The organism is Arthrobacter sp. KNU40 (assembly GCF_051515115.1).
Taxonomy (GTDB): domain Bacteria; phylum Actinomycetota; class Actinomycetes; order Actinomycetales; family Micrococcaceae; genus Arthrobacter.
The window spans coordinates 1-20,404 of record NZ_CP195850.1; the positions used below are offsets into that span (position 1 = coordinate 1).

Consider the following 20,404-nt stretch of genomic DNA (forward strand, 5'->3'; position numbering starts at 1 on the left):
ATGACGGTAGACGAAGCCAACCACGCCAACACGGTCGGAAGTTCCTGGCGGCGGGTGCTGAGCCTGCTGGAACAAGACGATCGCGTCACACCCCGGCAGCGTGGTTTCGTCATCCTTGCGCAGGCGCAGGGCCTGATCGGCTCCACCCTCCTGGTGGCCGTACCCAACGAACTCACCCGCGAGGTCCTCCAGACGCAAGTCAAGGACGCCCTCGATGATGCCCTCCGCAGCGTCTTTTCCGACGACATCCGGTGCGCGATCGACGTCGACACGGATCTGGTGCCTATCCACGAAGAGCCGGCCCCCGCCGTCGAACTCTCTTCCGCGAACGACCTTGCCGTGGAATCCAAGCCACAGCCCACCCCGCCGAGTACTTCGCACGAATTCGGCCGGCTCAACCCGAAATACGTCTTTGACACCTTTGTGATCGGTTCTTCCAACCGGTTCGCCCATGCTGCCGCCGTCGCGGTCGCGGAAGCACCGGCCAAGGCCTACAACCCTCTGTTCATCTACGGTGACTCCGGGCTCGGCAAGACGCACTTGCTGCACGCGATCGGCCACTACGCCCGCCGGCTCTACAGCGGCATCCGGGTGCGCTACGTGAATTCCGAAGAGTTCACCAACGACTTCATCAACTCCATCCGCGACGACGAGGGCGCCAGCTTCAAGACCACGTACCGCAACGTCGACGTGCTCCTGATCGACGACATTCAGTTCCTGGCAGGCAAGGACCGCACGCTCGAGGAGTTCTTCCACACATTCAACGCCCTGCACAACAACAACAAGCAGGTGGTCATCACCTCGGACCTCCCGCCCAAGCAGCTCGCCGGCTTCGAGGACCGCATGAAGTCACGCTTCGAATGGGGCCTGCTGACCGATATCCAGCCGCCCGAACTCGAAACCCGTATTGCGATCCTCCGCAAGAAGGCCCAGAGCGAAGGATTGTCTGCCCCCGACGACGCCTTGGAATACATCGCTTCCAAGATCTCCAGCAACATCCGCGAACTCGAAGGCGCGCTGATCCGCGTCACTGCGTTCGCCAGCCTCAACCGCCAGCCCGTGGATGTGGCCCTCGCCGAGATGGTGCTGAAGGATCTGATCACCGACGACGGTGCCCAGGAGATCACGGCCGACCAGATCCTGAAGCAGACGGCCGAGTACTTCAAGCTCAGCATGGAAGAGCTTTGCAGCAAGTCCCGTACGCGAACTTTGGTGACCGCGCGGCAGATCGCCATGTACTTGTGCCGCGAGCTCACGGACATGTCCCTGCCGAAGATCGGCCAGGAGCTTGGCGGCCGCGACCACACCACAGTGATCCACGCGGACCGCAAGATTCGCGAACTGATGGCCGAGCGCCGTGTGATCTACAACCAAGTGACTGAGCTGACCAACCGCATCAAGCAGCAGCAACGCGATTCCTAAGCGGCCACTACATACCTTATTAACAGGCACATGTGGATAAGCCTGTGGATACTTAAGGGGACAAACACGGTTAATGGGCTTAAAACCCTTAAGCCGTCTGTGGATCGTTAAAAACGGGCCTGGGGGTTATCCACGTCCACACCCTGTTTAAAACCCTTGTCACCCACATATGGTGAACAGGGCTTAACCGCGGAACTGCGGGTCCAGAGGCGGTTATCCACAGTTTCCACAGGGGTTGTTAACACTACTAATCCCAAAAAAATGAATTCCCTCAAATAACAATCTCCTTCCACCCACCCAGCGACGCAGCCCGTGGCTGCTTCGAACCACAAGCCAGCAAGCCGGGGATGGGTTAATGCCCGAAGTTCCGGCTAAGCTGTCTGCATCGCGTCCATCCTTGGCGCTGCTTTGTAGTTCGCTCGCTGCGGACCATGCAGCTTTTGGGTTCCGGGCGCTGGTTTTCGGGACTCCTGGGGGAGTTTCCGGTGGAACACTGGCAGCAGCAATGAAAGGCGGCACCCTTCCGTGAAGTTCAGAGTCGAGCGGGATGTCCTGGCAGAAGCCGTCACATGGACAGCCCGGTCCTTGTCTCCGCGGCCGCCCGTCCCGGTACTCTCAGGGCTCCTGCTCAAGGCAGAAGCCGGAACAGTGAGTCTCTCGAGCTTTGACTACGAGACCTCCGCCCGTCTTGAAATTCCAGCGGACATCACCACCGAGGGAACCATCCTGGTTTCCGGGCGCCTTTTGGCAGATATCTGTCGCAGCCTGCCCTCCGCTCCCGTCGACATCGAAACCGATGGAAGCAAGGTCACTCTCACGTGCCGTCGAAGCAGCTTCCATCTCGCCACGATGCCGGAATCCGAATACCCGCCGCTTCCGGCGCTTCCCGCCATCAGCGGAACCTTGCCCGGCGACGCCTTCGCCCAGGCTGTTTCCCAAGTCATCATCGCCGCAAGCAGGGATGACACACTGCCGATCCTCACGGGTGTCCGGATGGAGATCGAGGATGACATGATCACCCTCCTCGCCACGGACCGGTACCGCCTCGCCATGCGCGAAGTGCCCTGGAAGCCCGTCACTCCGGGAATTTCCACAAGTGCTTTGGTGAAATCAAAGACCCTCAACGAGGTTGCAAAGACCCTCGGTGGCAGCGGCGACATCCATCTCGCCCTCGCCGACGACGACAGCCGTCTGATTGGTTTCGAAAGCGGCGGACGCACCACCACTTCCTTGCTCGTCGACGGCGACTACCCCAAGATCCGGTCGTTGTTCCCCGACTCCACCCCGATCCACGCAACGGTCCAAACCCAGGAACTTGTAGAGGCCGTTCGCCGTGTGTCCCTGGTCGCCGAACGAAACACCCCGGTTCGCCTGGCGTTCACGCAGGGCCAACTGAGTCTCGACGCCGGTACCGGCGAAGACGCGCAGGCATCCGAGGAACTGGAAGCCCAGCTCAGCGGCGAAGACATCACAGTAGCCTTCAACCCGCACTACCTGGTGGAAGGCCTGAGCGTGATCGAGACCAAGTTCGTGCGTTTCTCGTTCACCACGGCACCGAAGCCGGCCATGATCACCGCCCAGGTCGACGCCGACGGCGATGACAAGGGCGACTACCGCTACCTCGTGATGCCTGTCCGCCTCCCCAACTAACTCGCACTTGTTGTCGTTCTGGGCGCCCAAAACGACAACTACTGCGAGTCAGTCGGGACAACACAACAACCAACGCAGAAAAGAGTTCACACCGTGCACATCGGACTGATCGGCCTTGGAAAAATGGGTTTCAACATGCGCGAACGCATGCGCAAAGGCGGAATCGAGGTCACTGGCTTCGACCGCAATCAGGACATCGCCGACGTCGCGTCCGTTGATGAACTGATTGCCGCCCTTCCGAAGCCGCGCCTGGTCTGGGTCATGGTTCCCTCCGGCGACATCACCAATGCGGTGATCAGTGAACTCGGCGAAAAGCTTTCTGCAGGTGACATGGTGATCGACGGCGGCAACTCACGCTTCACTGAAGACCAGAAACACGCGGCATTCCTGGACTCCAAGGACATCCGCTTCGCCGATTGCGGTGTTTCGGGAGGTGTCTGGGGCCTGCAGAACGGCTACGGGCTCATGGCAGGCGGCGCGGACGAGGACATCGAACTCGCCATGCCGGTATTCGACGCCCTCCGCCCTGAAGGCGATCGTGCCGACAGCTTCGTCCACGTGGGCGGCGTCGGAGCGGGCCACTACGCGAAGATGGTCCACAACGGCATCGAATACGGTCTGATGCAGGCCTACGCCGAAGGCTACGAATTGCTCGCGGCAAAGGACATCATCAAGGATCTTCCCGGCACCTTCCGTGCTTGGCAAAAGGGCACGGTTGTTCGCTCCTGGCTGTTGGACCTCATGGTCAAAGCCTTGGACGAGGACCCGGGCCTGGCCTCCATCGGGGACTACGTCGAGGACTCCGGCGAAGGCCGCTGGACCGTAGAAGAAGCCATTGCCAATGCGATCCCGGCGCCGGCAATCACCGCTGCGCTCTTCGCCCGCTTCTCCTCCCGTGAGGACAACTCACCAGCCATGAAGATGGTGTCAGCGCTGCGCAACCAGTTCGGCGGACACGCCACCCGTCCGGCCAACTAGGCCCCGGCCGACCAGCAGTACGCGTGTACCTCGAACATCTTTCGCTGACCGATTTCCGCAGCTACGCGCAGGTTGACCTCAAACTCGGCCCCGGTGTCACGGTCCTGGTGGGGTCCAACGGCATCGGCAAGACGAACCTCATGGAAGCCATCGGGTATCTGGCTACCCTGAGCTCGCACCGCGTCAGTACGGATGCGCCGCTCCTGCGCTTCGGGGCGGACCGGGCTTTGATCAGGGCGAAGCTTGTCCGCGGTGAACAATCGACGGTGGTCGAGCTCGAAATCAATACCGGCCGTGCCAACCGTGGCCGGATCAACCGCGGAAATCCTGTCCGCGCCCGCGACATCCTGGGCATTTGCCAGACGGTGCTTTTCGCCCCTGAGGACCTTGCCTTGGTCAAGGGCGATCCGTCCAACCGCAGGCGGTTCCTCGACGAACTGCTGGTCAGCCTCATGCCGGTGCACGCGGCCACCCGCAGCGACTACGACCGCGTGCTCAAACAGCGCAACGCCTTGTTGAAATCGGCCCGCACCGGGAAATTCACCACGGGCCACGAAGCAACGCTCGATGTCTGGGACCAGCATATGGCGCGGGCCGGCGCGGAACTCCTGCATGCGCGGCTGGAACTCGTGGAACGCCTCCGTCCGCATCTCAAGAGTGCCTACGCGCAACTAACGGATGGATCCAAGGAAGCGGGAGCGGTCTACCGCTCCACCATCCAGGGCGTGTTGGACGACGACGGCGGGCCCGCCGAGGGTCTCACTGAAGGTTCAGAGGGGGTTGAGGACCTCCGTTCGCTGTCCGTGGAGCAACTCACCGAGCGCTACGTCCAGGCCTTCGCAGCCTCGCGCCGCAAGGAGTTGGAACGCGGGATTTCCTTGGTCGGACCCCACCGTGACGAACTTGAATTGGTTCTCGGCCAGGCTCCGGCAAAGGGGTACGCCTCCCATGGCGAAACATGGTCCATGTGCCTCTCCCTGCGACTTGCCTCGTACTATGTCATGCTCGATGACACCCGTACCGGCGGTTCGGCTCCCATCCTCATCCTCGACGATGTCTTCGCCGAACTGGACGTGCAGCGCAGGCGTAAACTGGCTGGAATAGTGGCCGGCGCCGAGCAGGTTTTGGTGACGGCCGCCGTCGACGCCGACATTCCCGAAGAACTGGCGGGACGACGCGTGAAGGTTGTGCCCGGAGGCATTGATGGAGAAGGATAGCCCCGGCGGACGCCAGCCGGGCAGGGACCCTGACGAGATCGACGCTGCCCAATCAGCTTTGAACCGGATGCGCGACGCCGCTGCCGCGCGCGGCGAAATCCGCCGCGCTGCCCCGCGGACCGGCGCCGCGCCTAAACGCAAGGGCGTCCGCGACACCCGAGGATTCAGCCAATTCCACGGCACGGGCCGGGATCCGCTCGGCCTGGGGAAGGTCGTCGGGAGGCTCGTGGCCGAACGCGGCTGGACGTCACCCGTGGCCGTCGGCTCCGTGATGGCCGAGTGGGATGCCCTGGTGGGACCGGAGATTTCCGCGCACTGCACCCCGGAGAGCTTTACCGACACCACGCTTCATGTCCGTTGCGATTCCACCGCCTGGGCAACACAGCTCAGGCTCCTGAGCACCAGCCTCCTGGACATGTTCCGAAGGGAACTCGGAGACGGCGTAGTGACGTCGATTCAAGTGCTCGCGCCCACCGCACCGAGCTGGCGCAAGGGCGGCCGAAGCGTCAACGGGCGGGGCCCCCGGGATACTTACGGGTAACTTCCCGGGCGCCCGTGTCTGCGCATTTGCTTGAACGGCGCACAGGGGCGAGAAACCTCCCCGGACCGTACAGCTCCCTAGAGGGTGCCGTTTTGGCAGCTTGCAGATGGGGCCAGCGGCCTCCCAGAGCTACTTTCCTGATCATAAGGGCCGGGTTTTGCAAGGAACTGCGCCCAGTCACGATAGAATCGGCATAGACAACTGGGCGCCGGTGAACGTTGATTGGCTCCGCTGAACAGCAATGTAAAAGCGGATCCGCCAATCACGAAGTAGCCGGCGTTAGCAGTGACGTCCCTGTTGGCGGCTGCCGTATCCCTGTGGTGTGTCCTGACGGACGTGCTTCCTTGGTGCGGTGACGGCCGGCGACCATCGAACACGGAGGAGTCGAAAGCGCCTGTGGCTAACGACAATGCAGAGACCTTGGCAGTAGATCCCGCGAAGGAGAACGCCCATAAGCCTGACACCCCCTCGGGGTCGAAGGAGTACGGTGCGAGTGACATTACCGTTCTTGAAGGTCTCGAAGCGGTGCGCAAGCGCCCGGGTATGTACATCGGATCCACAGGCCCGCGCGGCCTCCACCACTTGGTGTACGAAGTGGTGGACAACTCGGTGGACGAGGCCCTTGCCGGGTACTGCAGCCACATTGAAGTGACTCTCCAGGCCGACGGCGGCGTTAAGGTCGTGGACGACGGCCGTGGCATCCCGGTGGACATGCACCCCACGGAGAAGAAGCCGACAGTCGAAGTTGTCATGACCATCCTGCACGCCGGCGGCAAGTTCGGCGGCAGCGGCTATGCGGTCTCCGGTGGACTTCACGGAGTGGGTATTTCCGTTGTCAACGCGCTTTCCCGCAGGGTCGACACCGAGGTGCGTCGCCAGGGCCACGTTTGGCGGATGACCTTCGCCGACGGCGGCAAGCCACAGGGCGGACTCGTCCAGGGCGAAGAAACGGACCGGACCGGAACGTCCCAGACGTTCTACCCGGACGGCACCATCTTCGAAAGCACCGATTTCGATTTCGAAACCCTCCGCGCGCGATTCCAGCAGATGGCCTTCCTCAACAAGGGCCTGCGCATCACCCTCACGGACGAGCGTCCCGTCGCGGGAGCAGCCGACGATGACTTGGATCTTGACGCGGTTGCCACCGACGGCGAAGTGGCGGCAGAACACCGCACGGTGGTTTACCAGTACGACGACGGCCTGCTCGACTACGTGAAGCACCTGAACTCGAACAAGAAGGTGGACGTCGTCCACGAGGACGTCATCGCCTTCGAAACCGAAGACACCGAGCGGCACATCGCCGTCGAGGTCGCCATGCAGTGGACCACGGCCTATTCCGAGAGCGTGCACACTTACGCCAACACCATCAACACGCACGAGGGCGGAACGCACGAAGAAGGTTTCCGTGCCGCGATGACGTCGCTCATCAACCGCTACGCGCGCGAGAAGACCATCATCAAGGAAAAGGAAGACAATCTCACTGGTGACGACATCCGGGAAGGCCTCACGGCCGTCATCTCCGTGAAGTTGTCCGAACCCCAGTTCGAGGGCCAGACCAAGACCAAACTGGGCAACTCCGAGGTCAAGGGCTTCGTCCAACGGGTCGTTACCGACCAGCTTGGCGACTGGTTGGAACGAAACCCGGGCCCGGCCCGCGACGTCATCCGCAAGGCTGTCCAGGCGGCCCAGGCCCGTATGGCCGCCCGAAAGGCACGTGACAACGCACGTCGCAAGAGCCCCCTGGAATCCTTCGGCATGCCGGGCAAGCTGTCCGACTGCTCCTCGAAGGATCCCGCGCGCTGCGAGGTCTACCTCGTGGAGGGTGACTCCGCCGGTGGTTCGGCCAAACGTGGCCGTAACCCCGAGACCCAGGCCATCCTGCCATTGCGCGGCAAGATCCTGAACGTGGAGCGTGCACGGCTGGACAAGGCCCTCGGCAACAATGAAGTCCAGTCCATGATCACGGCCTTCGGCACGGGAATCGGCGAGGACTTCGACATCTCCAAGCTGCGGTACCACAAGATCGTCCTCATGGCCGATGCCGACGTGGACGGCCAGCACATCACCACGCTGCTGATGACGCTGCTGTTCCGCTACATGCGTCCGCTGATCGAGAACGGCTTTGTCTACCTGGCCCAGCCGCCGCTGTACCGCATCAAGTGGTCGAACGCCCCTCACGACTACGTGTACAGCGACCGTGAACGTGACGCCAAGCTGGTCTCCGGCCAAGCCGCCGGCCGTCGCATCCCGAAGGACAACGGCATCCAGCGCTACAAGGGCCTCGGCGAGATGGACTACACCGAGCTCTGGGACACCACGATGGACCCGGACCACCGCACGCTGCTGCAAGTCACCATGGATGATGCCCTGGCGGCGGACCAGACCTTCTCCGTACTGATGGGTGAGGACGTGGAATCGCGCCGGAACTTCATTCAGCAGAACGCCAAGGACGTCAGGTTCCTGGATATCTAGAGACTTCAAAGCCCCTAGGAATATTCCAGTACTGACATATACCTGAAACGGAAATCATAAACTATGAGTGAAGAAACACCCGAGGTTCCCGCCGAGTCGGCCGGCATTCCGGAACCCGTGCTTGAGGGCGCTGTGCTGACAGACCGCGTAGACCAGGTGGACCTGCAGACGGAAATGCAGCGTTCCTACCTGGACTATGCCATGGCCGTTATCGTCGGCCGTGCGCTTCCGGACGTTCGTGACGGCCTGAAGCCCGTCCACCGCCGAGTGCTCTACGCGATGTTCGACGGCGGCTACCGCCCGGACCGCTCCTTCAACAAATGTGCCCGCGTGGTGGGCGAGGTCATGGGCCAATACCACCCGCACGGTGACACCGCGATCTACGATGCCCTGGTCCGCCTCATCCAGGACTGGACGATGCGCTATCCGCTGGCACTGGGCCAGGGTAACTTCGGTTCCCCGGGCAACGACGGCGCCGCGGCTCCGCGATACACCGAAACCAAGATGGCCCAGCTCGCCATGGAAATGGTCCGCGACATCGACGAGGAAACTGTCGACTTCCAGGACAACTACGACGGCAAGAACCAGGAACCCACCATCCTGCCGGCGCGTTTCCCCAACCTGCTGGTCAACGGTTCCTCCGGCATTGCCGTCGGCATGGCCACCAACATCCCGCCGCACAACCTTCGCGAAGTCGCCGATGGCGTGCAGTGGTATCTGGCCAATCCGACGGCGAGCCGTGAAGAGCTGCTTGAGGCGTTGCTTGTGCGCATCAAGGGTCCGGACTTCCCGACCGGTGCCACCATCCTCGGCCACAAGGGCATCGAGGACGCATACCGGACGGGCCGCGGCTCCATCACCATGCGTGCCGTAGTGAACGTCGAGGAACTCCAGGGCCGCACGTGCCTGGTAGTCACTGAGCTTCCGTACCAGGCAAACCCGGACAACCTCGCCATCAAGATCGCCGAACTGGTCAAGGACGGCAAGATCCAGGGCATCGCTGACCTCCGCGATGAGACGTCCGGCCGTACCGGACAGCGCCTCGTGATCGTTCTCAAGCGCGACGCTGTGGCCAAGGTGGTGCTCAACAACCTCTACAAGCACACCCAGCTGCAGGACAATTTCGGTGCCAACATGCTGGCGATCGTCGACGGAGTGCCCCGCACCCTGAGCCTGGACGCCTTCATCCGGCACTGGGTCGCCCACCAGATGAGCGTCATCGTCCGGCGGACCCGCTACCGCCTGCGCAAGGCCGAGGAAGAGGCGCACATCCTGCGCGCACTTCTCAAGGCCCTGGACATGCTGGATGAGGTTATTGCGCTCATTCGGGCCTCCAACACCACCGAGGCTGCCCGCGACGGCCTGATGGGGCTCCTGGACATCGACGAGCTCCAGGCCCGCGCCATCCTTGACATGCAGCTCCGCCGTCTTGCCGCGTTGGAACGGCAGAAGATCCAGGACAGGCACTCCGAGCTGGAAGCCATGATCACCGAGTTCAACTCGATCCTGGCCTCCGAGCAGCGCCAGCGCGACATCATCAGCCAGGAACTGGCTGAGATCGTGGCCAAGCATGGCGATGACCGCCGGACCCATATCCTCATGGGCTTCGACGGTGACATGTCCATGGAAGACCTCATCCCCGAGGAAGAAGTGGTGGTCACCATCACCCGCGGCGGATACGTCAAGCGCACCCGCAGCGACAACTATCGTTCGCAGCAGCGAGGCGGCAAGGGTGTCAAGGGTGCCCAGCTTCGCGGCGACGACGTCGTGGAGCACTTCTTCGTCACAACAACGCACCACTGGTTGCTCTTCTTCACCAACTTGGGTCGCGTGTACCGGGCCAAGGCGTACGAGCTTGCAGAGGCCGGCCGCGACGCCAAGGGACAACACGTGGCAAACTTGTTGGCCTTCCAGCCGGACGAGCACATCGCCCAGGTCCTGGACTTGCGCGACTATGAGCAGGCTCCGTATTTGGTGCTCGCCACCAAGAACGGCCTTGTGAAGAAAACGCGCCTGGAAGACTACGACACCAACCGCACAGCCGGCGTCATCGCCATCAACCTTCGCGATGAGGACGAGCTTGTCTCGGCGCAGCTTGTGTCCGAGACGGACGATCTCCTCCTGGTTTCCCGCAAGGGCCAGTCGATCCGCTTCACGGCAACCGACGAGGCCCTACGTCCCATGGGGCGCGCCACCTCGGGTGTGACCGGCATGAAGTTCCGCGAAGACGACGAACTCCTCGCGGCCGACGTCGTCCAGGACGGCTCGTTCGTGTTCGTGGTGACCGAAGGCGGATACGCCAAGCGCACCGCCGTGGAGGAGTACCGGCTCCAGGGCCGTGGCGGCCTGGGCATCAAGGTGGCCAAGCTTCAGGAAGAGCGCGGCGACCTTGTCGGTGCGTTGATCGTCAACGAAGAGGACGAAGTTCTCGTGGTCATGGAGGGTGGCAAGATTGTCCGCTCCGCCGTGGCCGGTGTACCTGCCAAGGGCCGTGACACCATGGGCGTCATTTTCGCGAAGCCTGACAAGAACGACCGCATCATCGAGGTGGCCCGCAACAGCGAACGCGGCCTCGAAGAGTCCGACGAGCAGGGCGAGGGCTCAGACGACGCCTCAAGCGTCAATAGTGTCGAAAATCCCGCCGGAGGAACGTCCGAGGCGGACGATGACGTAACGTTGGCTGCAAACGGCGGCGCCGATCAGGCGACCGCGACGGCCGAATCGGGATCGGCCGCAGGATCCGGCAATGGGTCCGGCGTCGAGCTGAACGAAGACAACACCGGAGGTAACGAGTGAGCAATTCGGACTCATATCCCAAGCCGAGTACGGGTGTCCCTGGAGGATTGCGGCAACCGTCGGCTACTCCGCGGGTAGACGCACCGGCCCGTCCCCAGCAGCGCCCTGCGGCATCCGCTTCCGGTGCGGCAGGAACTGGCGCGGAGAGGGTTCCGGGTCAGCGCCCGGCCGTCCCCGGTCAGCGCCCCGCCGTCCCAGGCCAACGTCCCGCAGCGAGCCAGCGTCCGGCGGGCCAGCGCCCCGCAGCGCCCGGCCAGAGGCCCGTGCAGGGCCAGCAGCGGCCAGCCCCCGGGGCTCCGGGGCTTGTGAAGCCGGCACCCAAGGCGAAAGTCCGCCGCGCCCGGCTGCTCGTCAGCAAGGTTGATCCGTGGTCCGTCCTGAAGATGGCGTTCCTGTTGTCCGTTGCCTTGGGCATTGTGACTGTGATCGCCGCAATCGTGCTTTGGACCGTCCTGGACCTCACCGGCATTTTCAACCAGGTGGACAGCCTTCTGGGCACTCTGGCAGGCTCGGAAAGCGGTGGCTTCGAACTCAAGAAGGTCGCATCGCTCGGACAGGTTGCCTCCTTCGCCACCATCATTGCTGTGGTGAATGTTGTTCTGCTGACTGCCCTGTCCATGTTGAGCGCAGTGCTTTATAACATTGCCGCAACACTCGTGGGCGGCATTGGCGTGACCCTCACCGACGACTAGCCCAAACGGTCGGAAAATGAGGGAAACTGCTGGAAAACAGTGGTGAAAATACCTCGATTTGAGATCGGGCCGGGATGTGCTGTAAAGTCATGTCTCGGCCCGAAGAGGTATCGGGGCGTATAGCTCAGGCGGTTAGAGCGCTTCGCTGATAACGAAGAGGTCCCAGGTTCAAGTCCTGGTACGCCCACGGAACCTGCACAGGTTTTGCTAAAGGTTCGGGAAACTGAACCGGAACGGGGTGCGTGTGAAGAAGTTGCTCGTAGTCGCAGCTGCAATCGCAGGCGTCCTGCTCTACAAAAAAGTGCAGGAAACCGAAGCCCGGAAAACGGTCTGGAGCAAGGCAACCGACACGGTTGACTAGCGAAGGCGCCCAGTCTGGAAATGGTGAAAACCATCGAAGGAACTAGGGTAGTATGGATGGGTTGCTTCTTATGGGGGCATGGCGCAATTGGTAGCGCACCTGCTTTGCAAGCAGGGGGTTCGGGGTTCGAGTCCCCGTGCCTCCACCATAAGAAAGAGTCCCGGTCAGAAATGGCCGGGACTCTTTGCTTTAAGCCGCCCCACTAAGGTTGTAATGTGAACTTCATTGTTGCTGCTTTGGGTGTGCTCGGCGTCGCATCTTCCGGACCCCTCATCGCCGGAACTCTTGGAGCTACTTCCGTGACCGCACTGGCCATCGCCTTCTGGCGCAACGCAATCGCCGCCGTCGTGATGGCCTCGCCGGTCCTGATCCGTGAACCGCGCCAGTTCCGCAAGATCACCCGCAAGGAGTTCACCTGGTCTGCTGTCGCAGCGGTGGCACTCGCCTTCCACTTCGCCTGCTTCATCACCGCGCTCCAGCTCACGTCAGTCGCTGCCGCCACCGCCCTGGTCTGCCTGCAATCAGCATGGATCGCCGTCTTCCAGCTCCTCCGCGGCACCAAGCACCGCTGGCCGGTCCTCGTGGGCCTGGGTATCGCGCTGGGCGGCGTCGCGGCCATCACGGGCTTCGATATGGGATCCTCCCCGAAAGCCCTCCTTGGTGACATCCTGGCCCTCGCCGGAGGCGCGCTGGCCGGCCTGTATACCTTGGCCGGAGGCAAAGCCCGCCAGAGCATGGGCATTGGTACGTACACGACGCTTTGCTACGGGATCTGCGCGGCCATCGTCGCCGTGCTGGCCCTCATGGGCGGCCAGCCGCTTGTAGGGTTCGACGCCGGCGGCTGGCTGGGGATCGTGGCCATCACCGTGTGCGCACAACTGGTGGGCCACACCGCCTTCAACCATCTACTGGCGACCATGAGCCCGCTTCTGGTTTCCATGATCATCCTGCTGGAGATTCCGGGCGCAGCCCTGCTCGCTGCAGTCTTCCTGCACGAGACCCTGCCGGCCGGTACTTACGCAGGACTCGCCTTGATCCTGGTTGGACTCGCGGTCGTCGTCGCTGGTCAGCGGCGCGGCAAGGGCGACGCTGAGGGCAAGATCGCCGAACTCGGTGCTGACTGAGCTGTATTCGCGCAGCTACAGGCCGCCGCGGCGGACGCCCTGACCTGCATTGGCCGTGTGGATGGCCCGGAGCAGCTTGGCCGGAAAGTAGACGGAGAAGAACACCACCATGGGGGCCTTCAAGGCCATCTTCTTGACGTTGTGGGCCTTGTAGGTCCGGTCGAAGCGGGTCACGTAATAGCGGTAGTCGCGCGGTGAATCCTCGAGCCTGCGCGCAGACATGCCCGACACCATCTGCGGCCAGTACTGCACCCTGAGGTCGTGGTCGGCAAGATGCAGGGAAAGATCGATGTCCTCATGCATCTCGTCCCTCTCATCCAGGCAGGTTTCCCCGCGGATGGTTTCCCAGGCGGAACGGCGAAGGGCCATGTTTGATCCAAAAAGGAAGTGGTACTGGTGCTTCGCAAGCCGAAGCATGAGCTGGCGCATTTTGTCGTCGGCCTTGAGTCCGAATCGACGCATGGGCATGTCGTAGTAGACCACCGGACCCGTTGCCGCCTGCACGGAGGGATCGGCGAAAGCCTTTTGCACCTGCTCAACCCAATCGGGTTCCACAACGGAGTCGGCATCGATCCGGCCGAGGATTTCCGAGGTGGCGCTATTGAGGCCAAAGTTGCGTGTGGGGATGAGTCCCTGCGCCTCGTCCTGGCTCAACAGGATGATGGGGCTTTCCGGGTATTCCTGCTGCATCTGCTGGACGATCTGTGCAGTGCGGTCCGTGGACCTGTTGTCCACCACGATGATCTCGTCCGCAGGTACTGACTGGTAAATGGCCGCGATCAGGCATTGCCGTATGACGCTTTCCTCGTTGTACGCCGGGATGATGATTGAAACGCTCGGCTTCACGGGTGCGACGGCTGCGCTGGTGGCTGCATCTACGAAAGATCTATCGGCTGGCATCTCCATAAATCTAACATCAGGGCGGTGTTCCTGGAGGAAGCCTCCGGTGACAAGTGGCCAAACAATTGAAGGGACCCCGGCGAACCGGAATCCCTTCAACGTGGAGCGAATATGGCCTTCGCCTAGGCCTCGTGCTTGCCGGCTTCGTCCGTGGCTGCCTGGTCCTTGGCCGCTTCGTCCTTGTGGAGGCTGGCGGCGATGTTCTTAACCGCGGTCTTGGCGTCGGTTGCCACCTTGGCTGCGGTGTCCGCAGCGTCCTCGACAACGTGCTTTGCCTTCTCAGCTACGATTTCGGCTTTGTCAGCTACGTTGAGTTTCACGTCGTCAACCGTGTCAGCTACCTTGGTGGCGGCCTCGTTGGCCTTGTCGGCAGCTTTCTCGGCTGCCGCTGCGGCCGGGACAGGTGATGGCGTAACCGGAACCGGAGTCTTCCACGGGTCCTCCACCGGGCGGCTGGCCTTCCACGCGGCGACGCCGGCCGCGGCAGCTGCTGCCACAATCGTGAAGATCAGAAAACCCCGCTTTTTGGGCTTGCGGGTCTTGGCGAGCTCTTTCGAGACTGTTTTTGACGCTTCCCCGGCAGCGGCTTTCAGCTGGGCCCCTGTGGCTTGTGCTTGTTCCTGCAGATTGTGAACCACTCCCGAGTCCACCAGCTTCTGGGCGACGGCGTCCACCTGCGCGGGCGCATTCTCAAGGGCTTGGTGGACCACCACGGAGGCTTGCCCGAGCTGCTCTGAGAGCTTGGGCAGGTACTCCTCAACAACTTTGTCCCGGGCATGGCTGAGCGCCGGGGTGGCTTTGTTAAGGGCTTCCTGGATCTTGGGTGAGGCGTCCTCGACAACGTCGTGGATCCTCGGTGCGAGGTTCGCCAAGCCTTCCTGGAGCTTCGGTGTGACGGTTGCAACGCCGTCGGCGAGGTTGTGCGCAGCCGACTTCAGGCCTTCCTGAAGCTTCGGCGAAGCGGTGTCGATTCCGTGCTGGATGCGGGGAACCGCCCAGTTCACAGCTGCTTCGACGCGCGGTGTCGCCCAGTCCTTGGCATTTTCGACACCATTCACAACGGTGTGTTCAAGTTCGCGGGCAATCCGGTCCGATTTCTTCACAACTACCTCCCGATCAACATGCTCGTTTGTTGTTAGCCTACGTCGCTTGTTCGGCACCGGCTATTCATCCAGCGGATTCATGGAAGATTTCACCTAGCGCGGAACCGCCTTCCTGGCCGCCCTGGCGTTGACCCTGCGTGAAACAATGGCGATATGACCATCGCAACCGCAAAAGCAACTTTCCACACGAGCCTCGGTGACATCGTGGTTGACCTCTTCGGCAACCACGCGCCCAAGACGGTCGCCAACTTCGTTGGCCTGGCCACAGGCGAGAAGTCCTGGACGCACCCGGAGACCGGTGAAGACAAGACCGGTACCCCGCTGTACGACGGCACGATTTTCCACCGCATCATCAAAGACTTCATGATCCAGGGCGGCGATCCCCTCGGTCGCGGCATCGGCGGACCGGGCTACAAGTTCGACGACGAGATCCACCCGGAACTCAACTTCAACGCCCCTTACAAGCTGGCCATGGCCAATGCCGGCGTCCAGATGGGCAAGGGCACCAACGGTTCCCAGTTCTTCATCACCACGGTCAACACCGACTGGCTTTTCGGCAAGCACTCCATCTTCGGTGAGGTTGCTGACGAAGAGTCCAAGAAGGTTGTGGACGCCATCGAGGCTGTCCGCACCGGCATGGGCGACCGCCCTGTTGAAGACGTCGTCATCAACAGTATTGACATCGTCCAGCTCTGATCCCCGGAGCCTGAACAGCATATGAGTTACGGAATCCCGGCGGCAGAGCCGTCAGCAGACATTCCGGTGTGCCCCAGGCACCCGGACAGGCCCTCCTATGTGCGGTGCCAGCGTTGCGGGCGTCCTGCATGCCCCGAGTGCCAGCGGGCGGCCGCCGTCGGGTTCCAATGCATAGACTGCGTCAATGAAATGAAGCGTTCGACGCCGGCAGTGCGTTCCGCCTATGGCGGCGCCGTCGCGACCGGCCGCCCCTTGGCGACGTACGTACTTATCGGGCTGTGTGCCCTGGTGTACGTGCTGCAATGGCTGATTCCCGGCGATGTCGTGGAGAATCAACTCGCTTTCGCGTCTGTCTACGCCGCTCCGCAATACGGGGCCTTCGAACCCTGGCGGATGCTGACCAGCGCTTTTGTCCACTCACAAGGCTTTGTGCTGCACATCGTTCTTAACATGTACATGCTGTGGATTTTTGGCCAGGTCCTGGAGCCCGTCCTGGGGCGTATCCGCTTCCTGGCCGTTTACCTGTTGTCCGCCATTGGCGGCTCTGTCGGTTTCCTGCTCCTGACGCCAGTCTTGCCTCCCACTGGAGTGGAAGGTGCGTCCGGTGCGATCTTCGGCCTCTTTGGCGCACTGCTGGTAGTTCAAAGCCGGCGCGGCGGAGACACCCGGCAGCTATGGATCCTTATTGCCATCAACGGGGTGATTGGCTTTGTTGTCCCCGGCATTGCCTGGCAGGCCCACTTGGGCGGCCTTGTCACGGGAGGCCTGTGTGCCGCCGTGATCGCCTTTGCTCCGCGTGGACCGCGCCAGGCGCTGCTGCAGTCCGCCGGCATGGCCCTGGTTGCCGGAATCCTGGTCCTGGCCACGGTCTTTAGGGCCACGGCGGGCTAAGAGTTCCCTAGCTTTTACCCCAGGAGCTCCTCCAAGCGGTCCATCGACTCTTTGATGCCCGCATCCATGCCGCTGGCTACTGCCATGTCCCGGGCCTCTACCGAGGGAAACACGGAACGCTGCACCACTCGTGTGCGGCCCCCGAGGTCGTCAAACCTGGTGGTATCCAACGTGACTTGCCCCGGGGCGCCGTCGAACTCGAAGGTCTGGATGATCCGCAATGGTTCCTGGACCTCGTGGAAGACCCCGCGGAAACCGAACTCGTTGCCCTCGCCGTCCACATGCGTGTAGCGGTAGCTGCCGCCGGTCCGAGCGTCATAGGACTCCAGTCGCATTTCCAGGCGACGCGGACCCAGCCATTTGACGACGAGTTCGGGATCCGTGAAAGCCCGGAACACGCGCTCCGGTGCGGCGTCGAAATCGCGGCTCGTGTCGATGAACGGCGTGCCCGCCGCGACGTCAATGGTTGTTGTGTTGGTCCTCATTGTCCTTCTCCTTTTCCGGATTGTCCTTTTGGGCTGTGTTGGCCAATAGTTCGTCCAGCCGGGCGAAACGTTCCTCTGCCTGGAGTCGGTAGTTCTCGATCCACCCGGCCAAGGGACCCAGCGCCGCGGTGTTCAGGTGGCAGGGACGGCGCTGCGCTTCCCTGCTCCTCGTGATGAGCCCTGCGCCCTCGAGCACTTGAAGGTGCTTGGAGATGGCTTGGAGGGTGACGGTGAACGGCTGGGCGATCTCATTGACCGTGGCATCGCCCAAGGCCAACCGCGCCAGGATCTTGCGCCGGACAGGATCGGCGAGGGCCATGAATGCCCTGTTGAGCTGGTCTTCCTGATCCAGCACCGCTGTACCCGTCGTGTTAGGCATATGTCTCCCCTGCCTGGCTCCTGGCTCAAGCATTGCGGGGTTTCCGAGCCTTCCACAGTACTCAAGCAAGTGGTTTATCAACTAGTTCATTGAATAATGTCAGCTTAAAACTGCGCGCTGAGTCCGTCAAGACCCCTTGGATATGTTTTCCACAGGGGTTATCCACAATGTGTGTAACTTACAAGCGTGTAGTTCGATGCCGGATGGACTCTTTGGAGCGAGATGGCAGGCGCTGCGTTTTCCTCTGGGGATTAACGTCCACATGTGTGGATAACTTTTGCCCACGTGCCTGTGGGTATGTGGATAAGGAGTGCGTTTTCCGGGCGCGTGTGGACAACTTCAGTATTAGGAGCTGCAACAGCGCAGTATCAACAGAGTTATCAACATTGTTAATAACTCACAAGGCTGTAGTTCGGTGTCTTTCCTGCATCTTGAGGCCCGCCGTTCTGGGAGTTTTCCACTCTATGGGCACAGCTTTTCCCCAACTGTGGATAACTTGTGGGTAGCTGCCTGTTGTTAAGTGTGTAACTCCGGTGACTCGTGCGCCGAGTCACCATAGCACCGTGAAGTCGCCACCCTCGGCTAAGTCGGACCAGAACTCGACACGAAGCCGGGTCTCTTCGATGGTGCGACGGGCTTCGCTGAGGAACTCGGTGGCGCAATATTCGGCCAGGTTGTTGCCGTAGCAAATGACGTCGGTTTGATAGACGGAAAATACGGGACTTCCGCTGGCTGCCGGGCTGGCGGGCAGAAATCGGTGCACGAAAAACGGGACGAGCACCGGCACGTCCGCAAATTTCTGTTTTGCAACCGCCACCGCAGCGGTCCGCGATGGTGGTCGCTCGCCCCACGACGCAGGCCAGAAGGCATTCTTCTCAACATCGAATAGAACACCCTCCAAGGGCCAATCCAAACGCCCGCGAATGATGTCCGGATCTCCGAGCCAATCGACCCATCCCTTTCCCCTGGGGACAGCGCTTTAGCAGGTCGGCATGATCTGGGTTGAAACGAATGCCAAAACGGCGTTCAACTTTGGCCAGCTGGGTCTCTGAGAGGCATGGGCCAAGATCAACGTGAGCACGGTGGAGGATGCCGAGAACCTCGTCGACTATAGATACCATTCCCAGATAATGCCACCGCTTTCAAGCCAATCCTGAACGCTCGCCGAGGCACGCACGGCAGCCTGGGTAGCGGGAGGGCGTCAGACCGGAACGTGTTCGGTCTGGGAAGCGACCGTCTGGGGCCTGCGGGCTGCGTCGCTGATCCGCAACAGCAGGGCGACGATGATCCAGTTGGCAAGGAGGGAGGACCCGCCCGCGGAGAGGAACGGCGTCGTCAGCCCCGTGAGGGGAATAAGGCGGGTGACGCCCCCGATAATGATGAAGCACTGGAGGGCCATGGAGAACGCCAGCCCGCAGGCAAGGAGCTTTCCAAAGGCATCCCGGATGCCCAAGGCGGCCCGGAATCCCCTCGTGAAAAGCAGCAAGTAGAGGAGAACGATCGCGAACAGCCCGATCAGGCCGAGTTCTTCACCAAGGGAAGCGATGATCATGTCGCTGTTCGCGAAAGGCACCAGGTCCGGGCTTCCGAGCCCTAGGCCTTTGCCGATCAGGCCGCCGTCGGCCATTCCGAAGAGCCCCTGGACAATCTGGGCGCTACCTCCGGGGAAGCGGGTGAAGACCTGGGGGTCGAAGGCATTGATCCAGGCGTCAATGCGCAAGCCGACATGGGAAAAGATCTTTGCTGCCGCGTATCCGCCCACAAGCATGAGCACGACCCCGAGGACGAGCCAGCTGGCCCGGCTCGTGGCAACGTAGATCATCACGATGAACAGTCCGAACAGCAGGATCGACATGCCGAGATCGTGCTGGAAGACCAGTACGCCCACGCTTGCTGCCCAGGCGGTGATCATTGGCCCGGTGTCCTTGATCCTGGGGAACTGGAGGCGTCCGAATTTCCTGCCGGCCAGCAGGATCAGGTCCCGGTTGGAGGACAAATAGCCCGCGAAGAAGACGGCCAGCGTAATCTTCACGATCTCGCCGGGCTGGAACTGCAGTGAACCGAGGCGTATCCAGACATTCGCGCCGTTGATGTCGCCGGCCGAAATGCCCGGCACGAGGGGAAGGATAAGGAGGGCGGCGCTGACCGCAAGTGCAATGAAGGTGTACCGGCGCAAAAGCCGGTGGTCCTTCAAAAGCCACAAAACGGCGGCCGCGACCAGGACCGAGACGATCGTCCATGTGAGCTGATTGGCCCCGGCAGTCGTACCGTTTGAGGCGTCCAAGCGTTTGATCATGGCGATGCCGAGGCCGTTCAAGGCCACGACAATCGGGAGGATCACCGGATCCGCATACTTTGCCTTGAACCGCAGGACGACGTGGAAGATCCCGGCCAGCGCCGTCAAGGTACCCGCCTGAAGCCAGAATCCAACGTCGAGGGCTTCCTTTTTGTCCACGCTGGTCATTGCAAGGGCACCAATGCCGACGCCAAGTGCCAGCACCAACAGCACCATCTCCACGTTTCGGCGAGGTTTCGCCAGAATCGCTTGCTGGCTCATGGGCATCTTCTTTCGTGGATCTCGGGCGGCCGGCAGGTCCGGTTCGGTGGCTCAAGATCGGGTCAGTGGCTCAACTTAAGGTTCAGTGGGCCATCTTAGCCGCAGCGGCTGGGCGGCGGTTGGGAACAGGATCCGGTCGA

18 protein-coding genes and 2 tRNA genes are annotated in these 20,404 nt (G+C 61.8%); 14 read left to right on the top strand and 6 right to left on the bottom strand.

The window, feature by feature from the left end:
- The 12 genes from dnaA (at position 1) to ACSKT0_RS00060 (ending at position 13,253) form a co-directional block, all read left to right on the top strand.
- Positions 1 to 1,422 carry a chromosomal replication initiator protein DnaA gene (gene dnaA, locus ACSKT0_RS00005; RefSeq protein WP_345448260.1) on the top strand — a complete coding sequence of 474 codons (1,422 nt, stop codon included), beginning with the start codon at positions 1 to 3 and terminating at the stop codon, positions 1,420 to 1,422.
- 525 nt (positions 1,423 to 1,947) lie between these two features.
- Complete coding sequence (gene dnaN / locus ACSKT0_RS00010) at positions 1,948 to 3,072, top strand: DNA polymerase III subunit beta (RefSeq protein ID WP_059388865.1); 1,125 nt, start codon at positions 1,948 to 1,950, stop codon at positions 3,070 to 3,072.
- A gap of 93 nt (positions 3,073 to 3,165) precedes the next feature.
- Positions 3,166 to 4,050, top strand: coding sequence for a phosphogluconate dehydrogenase (NAD(+)-dependent, decarboxylating) (gene gnd / locus ACSKT0_RS00015; RefSeq protein WP_437771960.1), 885 nt, complete (start codon positions 3,166 to 3,168; stop codon positions 4,048 to 4,050).
- 23 nt (positions 4,051 to 4,073) lie between these two features.
- On the top strand, positions 4,074 to 5,267 hold the full coding sequence (recF, locus tag ACSKT0_RS00020; RefSeq protein WP_437771961.1) for a DNA replication/repair protein RecF: 1,194 nt from the start codon (positions 4,074 to 4,076) through the stop codon (positions 5,265 to 5,267).
- Positions 5,254 to 5,808 (top strand): DUF721 domain-containing protein, encoded by a 555-nt coding sequence (locus ACSKT0_RS00025; RefSeq protein WP_437771962.1) that lies wholly within the window; start codon positions 5,254 to 5,256, stop codon positions 5,806 to 5,808. The genes recF and ACSKT0_RS00025 overlap by 14 nt, the downstream gene beginning before the upstream one ends.
- 396 nt (positions 5,809 to 6,204) lie before the next feature.
- On the top strand, positions 6,205 to 8,280 hold the full coding sequence (gyrB, locus tag ACSKT0_RS00030) for a DNA topoisomerase (ATP-hydrolyzing) subunit B (protein ID WP_437771963.1): 2,076 nt from the start codon (positions 6,205 to 6,207) through the stop codon (positions 8,278 to 8,280).
- A 63-nt stretch (positions 8,281 to 8,343) separates the two neighbouring features.
- Positions 8,344 to 11,076 (top strand): DNA gyrase subunit A, encoded by a 2,733-nt coding sequence (gyrA, locus tag ACSKT0_RS00035; protein WP_437771964.1) that lies wholly within the window; start codon positions 8,344 to 8,346, stop codon positions 11,074 to 11,076.
- A complete protein-coding gene (locus ACSKT0_RS00040) occupies positions 11,073 to 11,768 on the top strand; it encodes a DUF3566 domain-containing protein (RefSeq protein ID WP_437771965.1) in 696 nt (231 codons plus the stop codon). The genes gyrA and ACSKT0_RS00040 overlap by 4 nt, the downstream gene beginning before the upstream one ends.
- 113 nt (positions 11,769 to 11,881) lie before the next feature.
- A tRNA-Ile gene (locus ACSKT0_RS00045) sits at positions 11,882 to 11,955 on the top strand.
- A gap of 57 nt (positions 11,956 to 12,012) precedes the next feature.
- Positions 12,013 to 12,129, top strand: coding sequence for a DLW-39 family protein (locus tag ACSKT0_RS00050; RefSeq protein ID WP_437771966.1), 117 nt, complete (start codon positions 12,013 to 12,015; stop codon positions 12,127 to 12,129).
- 72 nt (positions 12,130 to 12,201) lie between these two features.
- Positions 12,202 to 12,277: transfer RNA gene (locus ACSKT0_RS00055), tRNA-Ala, on the top strand.
- A 67-nt stretch (positions 12,278 to 12,344) separates the two neighbouring features.
- Positions 12,345 to 13,253, top strand: coding sequence for a DMT family transporter (locus ACSKT0_RS00060; RefSeq protein ID WP_437771967.1), 909 nt, complete (start codon positions 12,345 to 12,347; stop codon positions 13,251 to 13,253).
- 15 nt (positions 13,254 to 13,268) lie between these two features.
- Here ACSKT0_RS00060 and ACSKT0_RS00065 read toward each other — a convergent pair whose 3' ends face one another.
- The gene (locus ACSKT0_RS00065; protein ID WP_437771968.1) at positions 13,269 to 14,153 is read right to left on the bottom strand and encodes a glycosyltransferase; all 885 of its coding nucleotides are present in this window, start codon (positions 14,151 to 14,153) and stop codon (positions 13,269 to 13,271) included.
- A 122-nt stretch (positions 14,154 to 14,275) separates the two neighbouring features.
- Positions 14,276 to 15,256: a hypothetical protein gene (locus ACSKT0_RS00070; protein WP_437771969.1), complete on the bottom strand. Its 981-nt coding sequence runs from the start codon at positions 15,254 to 15,256 to the stop codon at positions 14,276 to 14,278.
- 153 nt (positions 15,257 to 15,409) lie between these two features.
- Between ACSKT0_RS00070 and ACSKT0_RS00075 the strand changes: the two genes are divergently transcribed.
- Positions 15,410 to 15,952, top strand: a complete 543-nt coding sequence (locus tag ACSKT0_RS00075; protein WP_234752982.1) for a peptidylprolyl isomerase — start codon at positions 15,410 to 15,412, stop codon at positions 15,950 to 15,952.
- Between the two features lie 21 nt (positions 15,953 to 15,973).
- Positions 15,974 to 16,843, top strand: a complete 870-nt coding sequence (locus tag ACSKT0_RS00080; RefSeq protein ID WP_437771970.1) for a rhomboid family intramembrane serine protease — start codon at positions 15,974 to 15,976, stop codon at positions 16,841 to 16,843.
- A gap of 14 nt (positions 16,844 to 16,857) precedes the next feature.
- Here the strand turns inward: ACSKT0_RS00080 and ACSKT0_RS00085 are convergent, their stop codons facing one another.
- The 4 genes from ACSKT0_RS00085 to ACSKT0_RS00100 form a co-directional block, all read right to left on the bottom strand.
- Positions 16,858 to 17,328, bottom strand: coding sequence for an SRPBCC family protein (locus ACSKT0_RS00085; RefSeq protein WP_437771971.1), 471 nt, complete (start codon positions 17,326 to 17,328; stop codon positions 16,858 to 16,860).
- Positions 17,303 to 17,707, bottom strand: coding sequence for an ArsR/SmtB family transcription factor (locus ACSKT0_RS00090; protein WP_437771972.1), 405 nt, complete (start codon positions 17,705 to 17,707; stop codon positions 17,303 to 17,305). The genes ACSKT0_RS00085 and ACSKT0_RS00090 overlap by 26 nt, the downstream gene beginning before the upstream one ends.
- A 550-nt stretch (positions 17,708 to 18,257) precedes the next feature.
- Entirely contained in the window at positions 18,258 to 18,608 is a 351-nt protein-coding gene (locus ACSKT0_RS00095; RefSeq protein WP_437771973.1) for a hypothetical protein, read from the bottom strand.
- Between the two features lie 300 nt (positions 18,609 to 18,908).
- A complete protein-coding gene (locus tag ACSKT0_RS00100) occupies positions 18,909 to 20,264 on the bottom strand; it encodes an FtsW/RodA/SpoVE family cell cycle protein (protein ID WP_437771974.1) in 1,356 nt (451 codons plus the stop codon).
- Positions 20,265 to 20,404 lie beyond the last annotated feature (140 nt).

Bases quoted from the DNA above. Each gene is read 5' to 3' on its own strand.
- ACSKT0_RS00085 (WP_437771971.1), bottom strand. From the start codon at position 17,328: ATGAGGACCAACACAACAACCATTGACGTCGCGGCGGGCACGCCGTTC.
- ACSKT0_RS00025 (WP_437771962.1), top strand. From the start codon at position 5,254: ATGGAGAAGGATAGCCCCGGCGGACGCCAGCCGGGCAGGGACCCTGAC.
- ACSKT0_RS00100 (WP_437771974.1), bottom strand. From the start codon at position 20,264: ATGAGCCAGCAAGCGATTCTGGCGAAACCTCGCCGAAACGTGGAGATG.
- dnaA (WP_345448260.1), top strand. From the start codon at position 1: ATGACGGTAGACGAAGCCAACCACGCCAACACGGTCGGAAGTTCCTGG.
- ACSKT0_RS00080 (WP_437771970.1), top strand. From the start codon at position 15,974: ATGAGTTACGGAATCCCGGCGGCAGAGCCGTCAGCAGACATTCCGGTG.
- ACSKT0_RS00090 (WP_437771972.1), bottom strand. From the start codon at position 17,707: ATGCCTAACACGACGGGTACAGCGGTGCTGGATCAGGAAGACCAGCTC.
- gyrA (WP_437771964.1), top strand. From the start codon at position 8,344: ATGAGTGAAGAAACACCCGAGGTTCCCGCCGAGTCGGCCGGCATTCCG.
- ACSKT0_RS00075 (WP_234752982.1), top strand. From the start codon at position 15,410: ATGACCATCGCAACCGCAAAAGCAACTTTCCACACGAGCCTCGGTGAC.
- ACSKT0_RS00065 (WP_437771968.1), bottom strand. From the start codon at position 14,153: ATGCCAGCCGATAGATCTTTCGTAGATGCAGCCACCAGCGCAGCCGTC.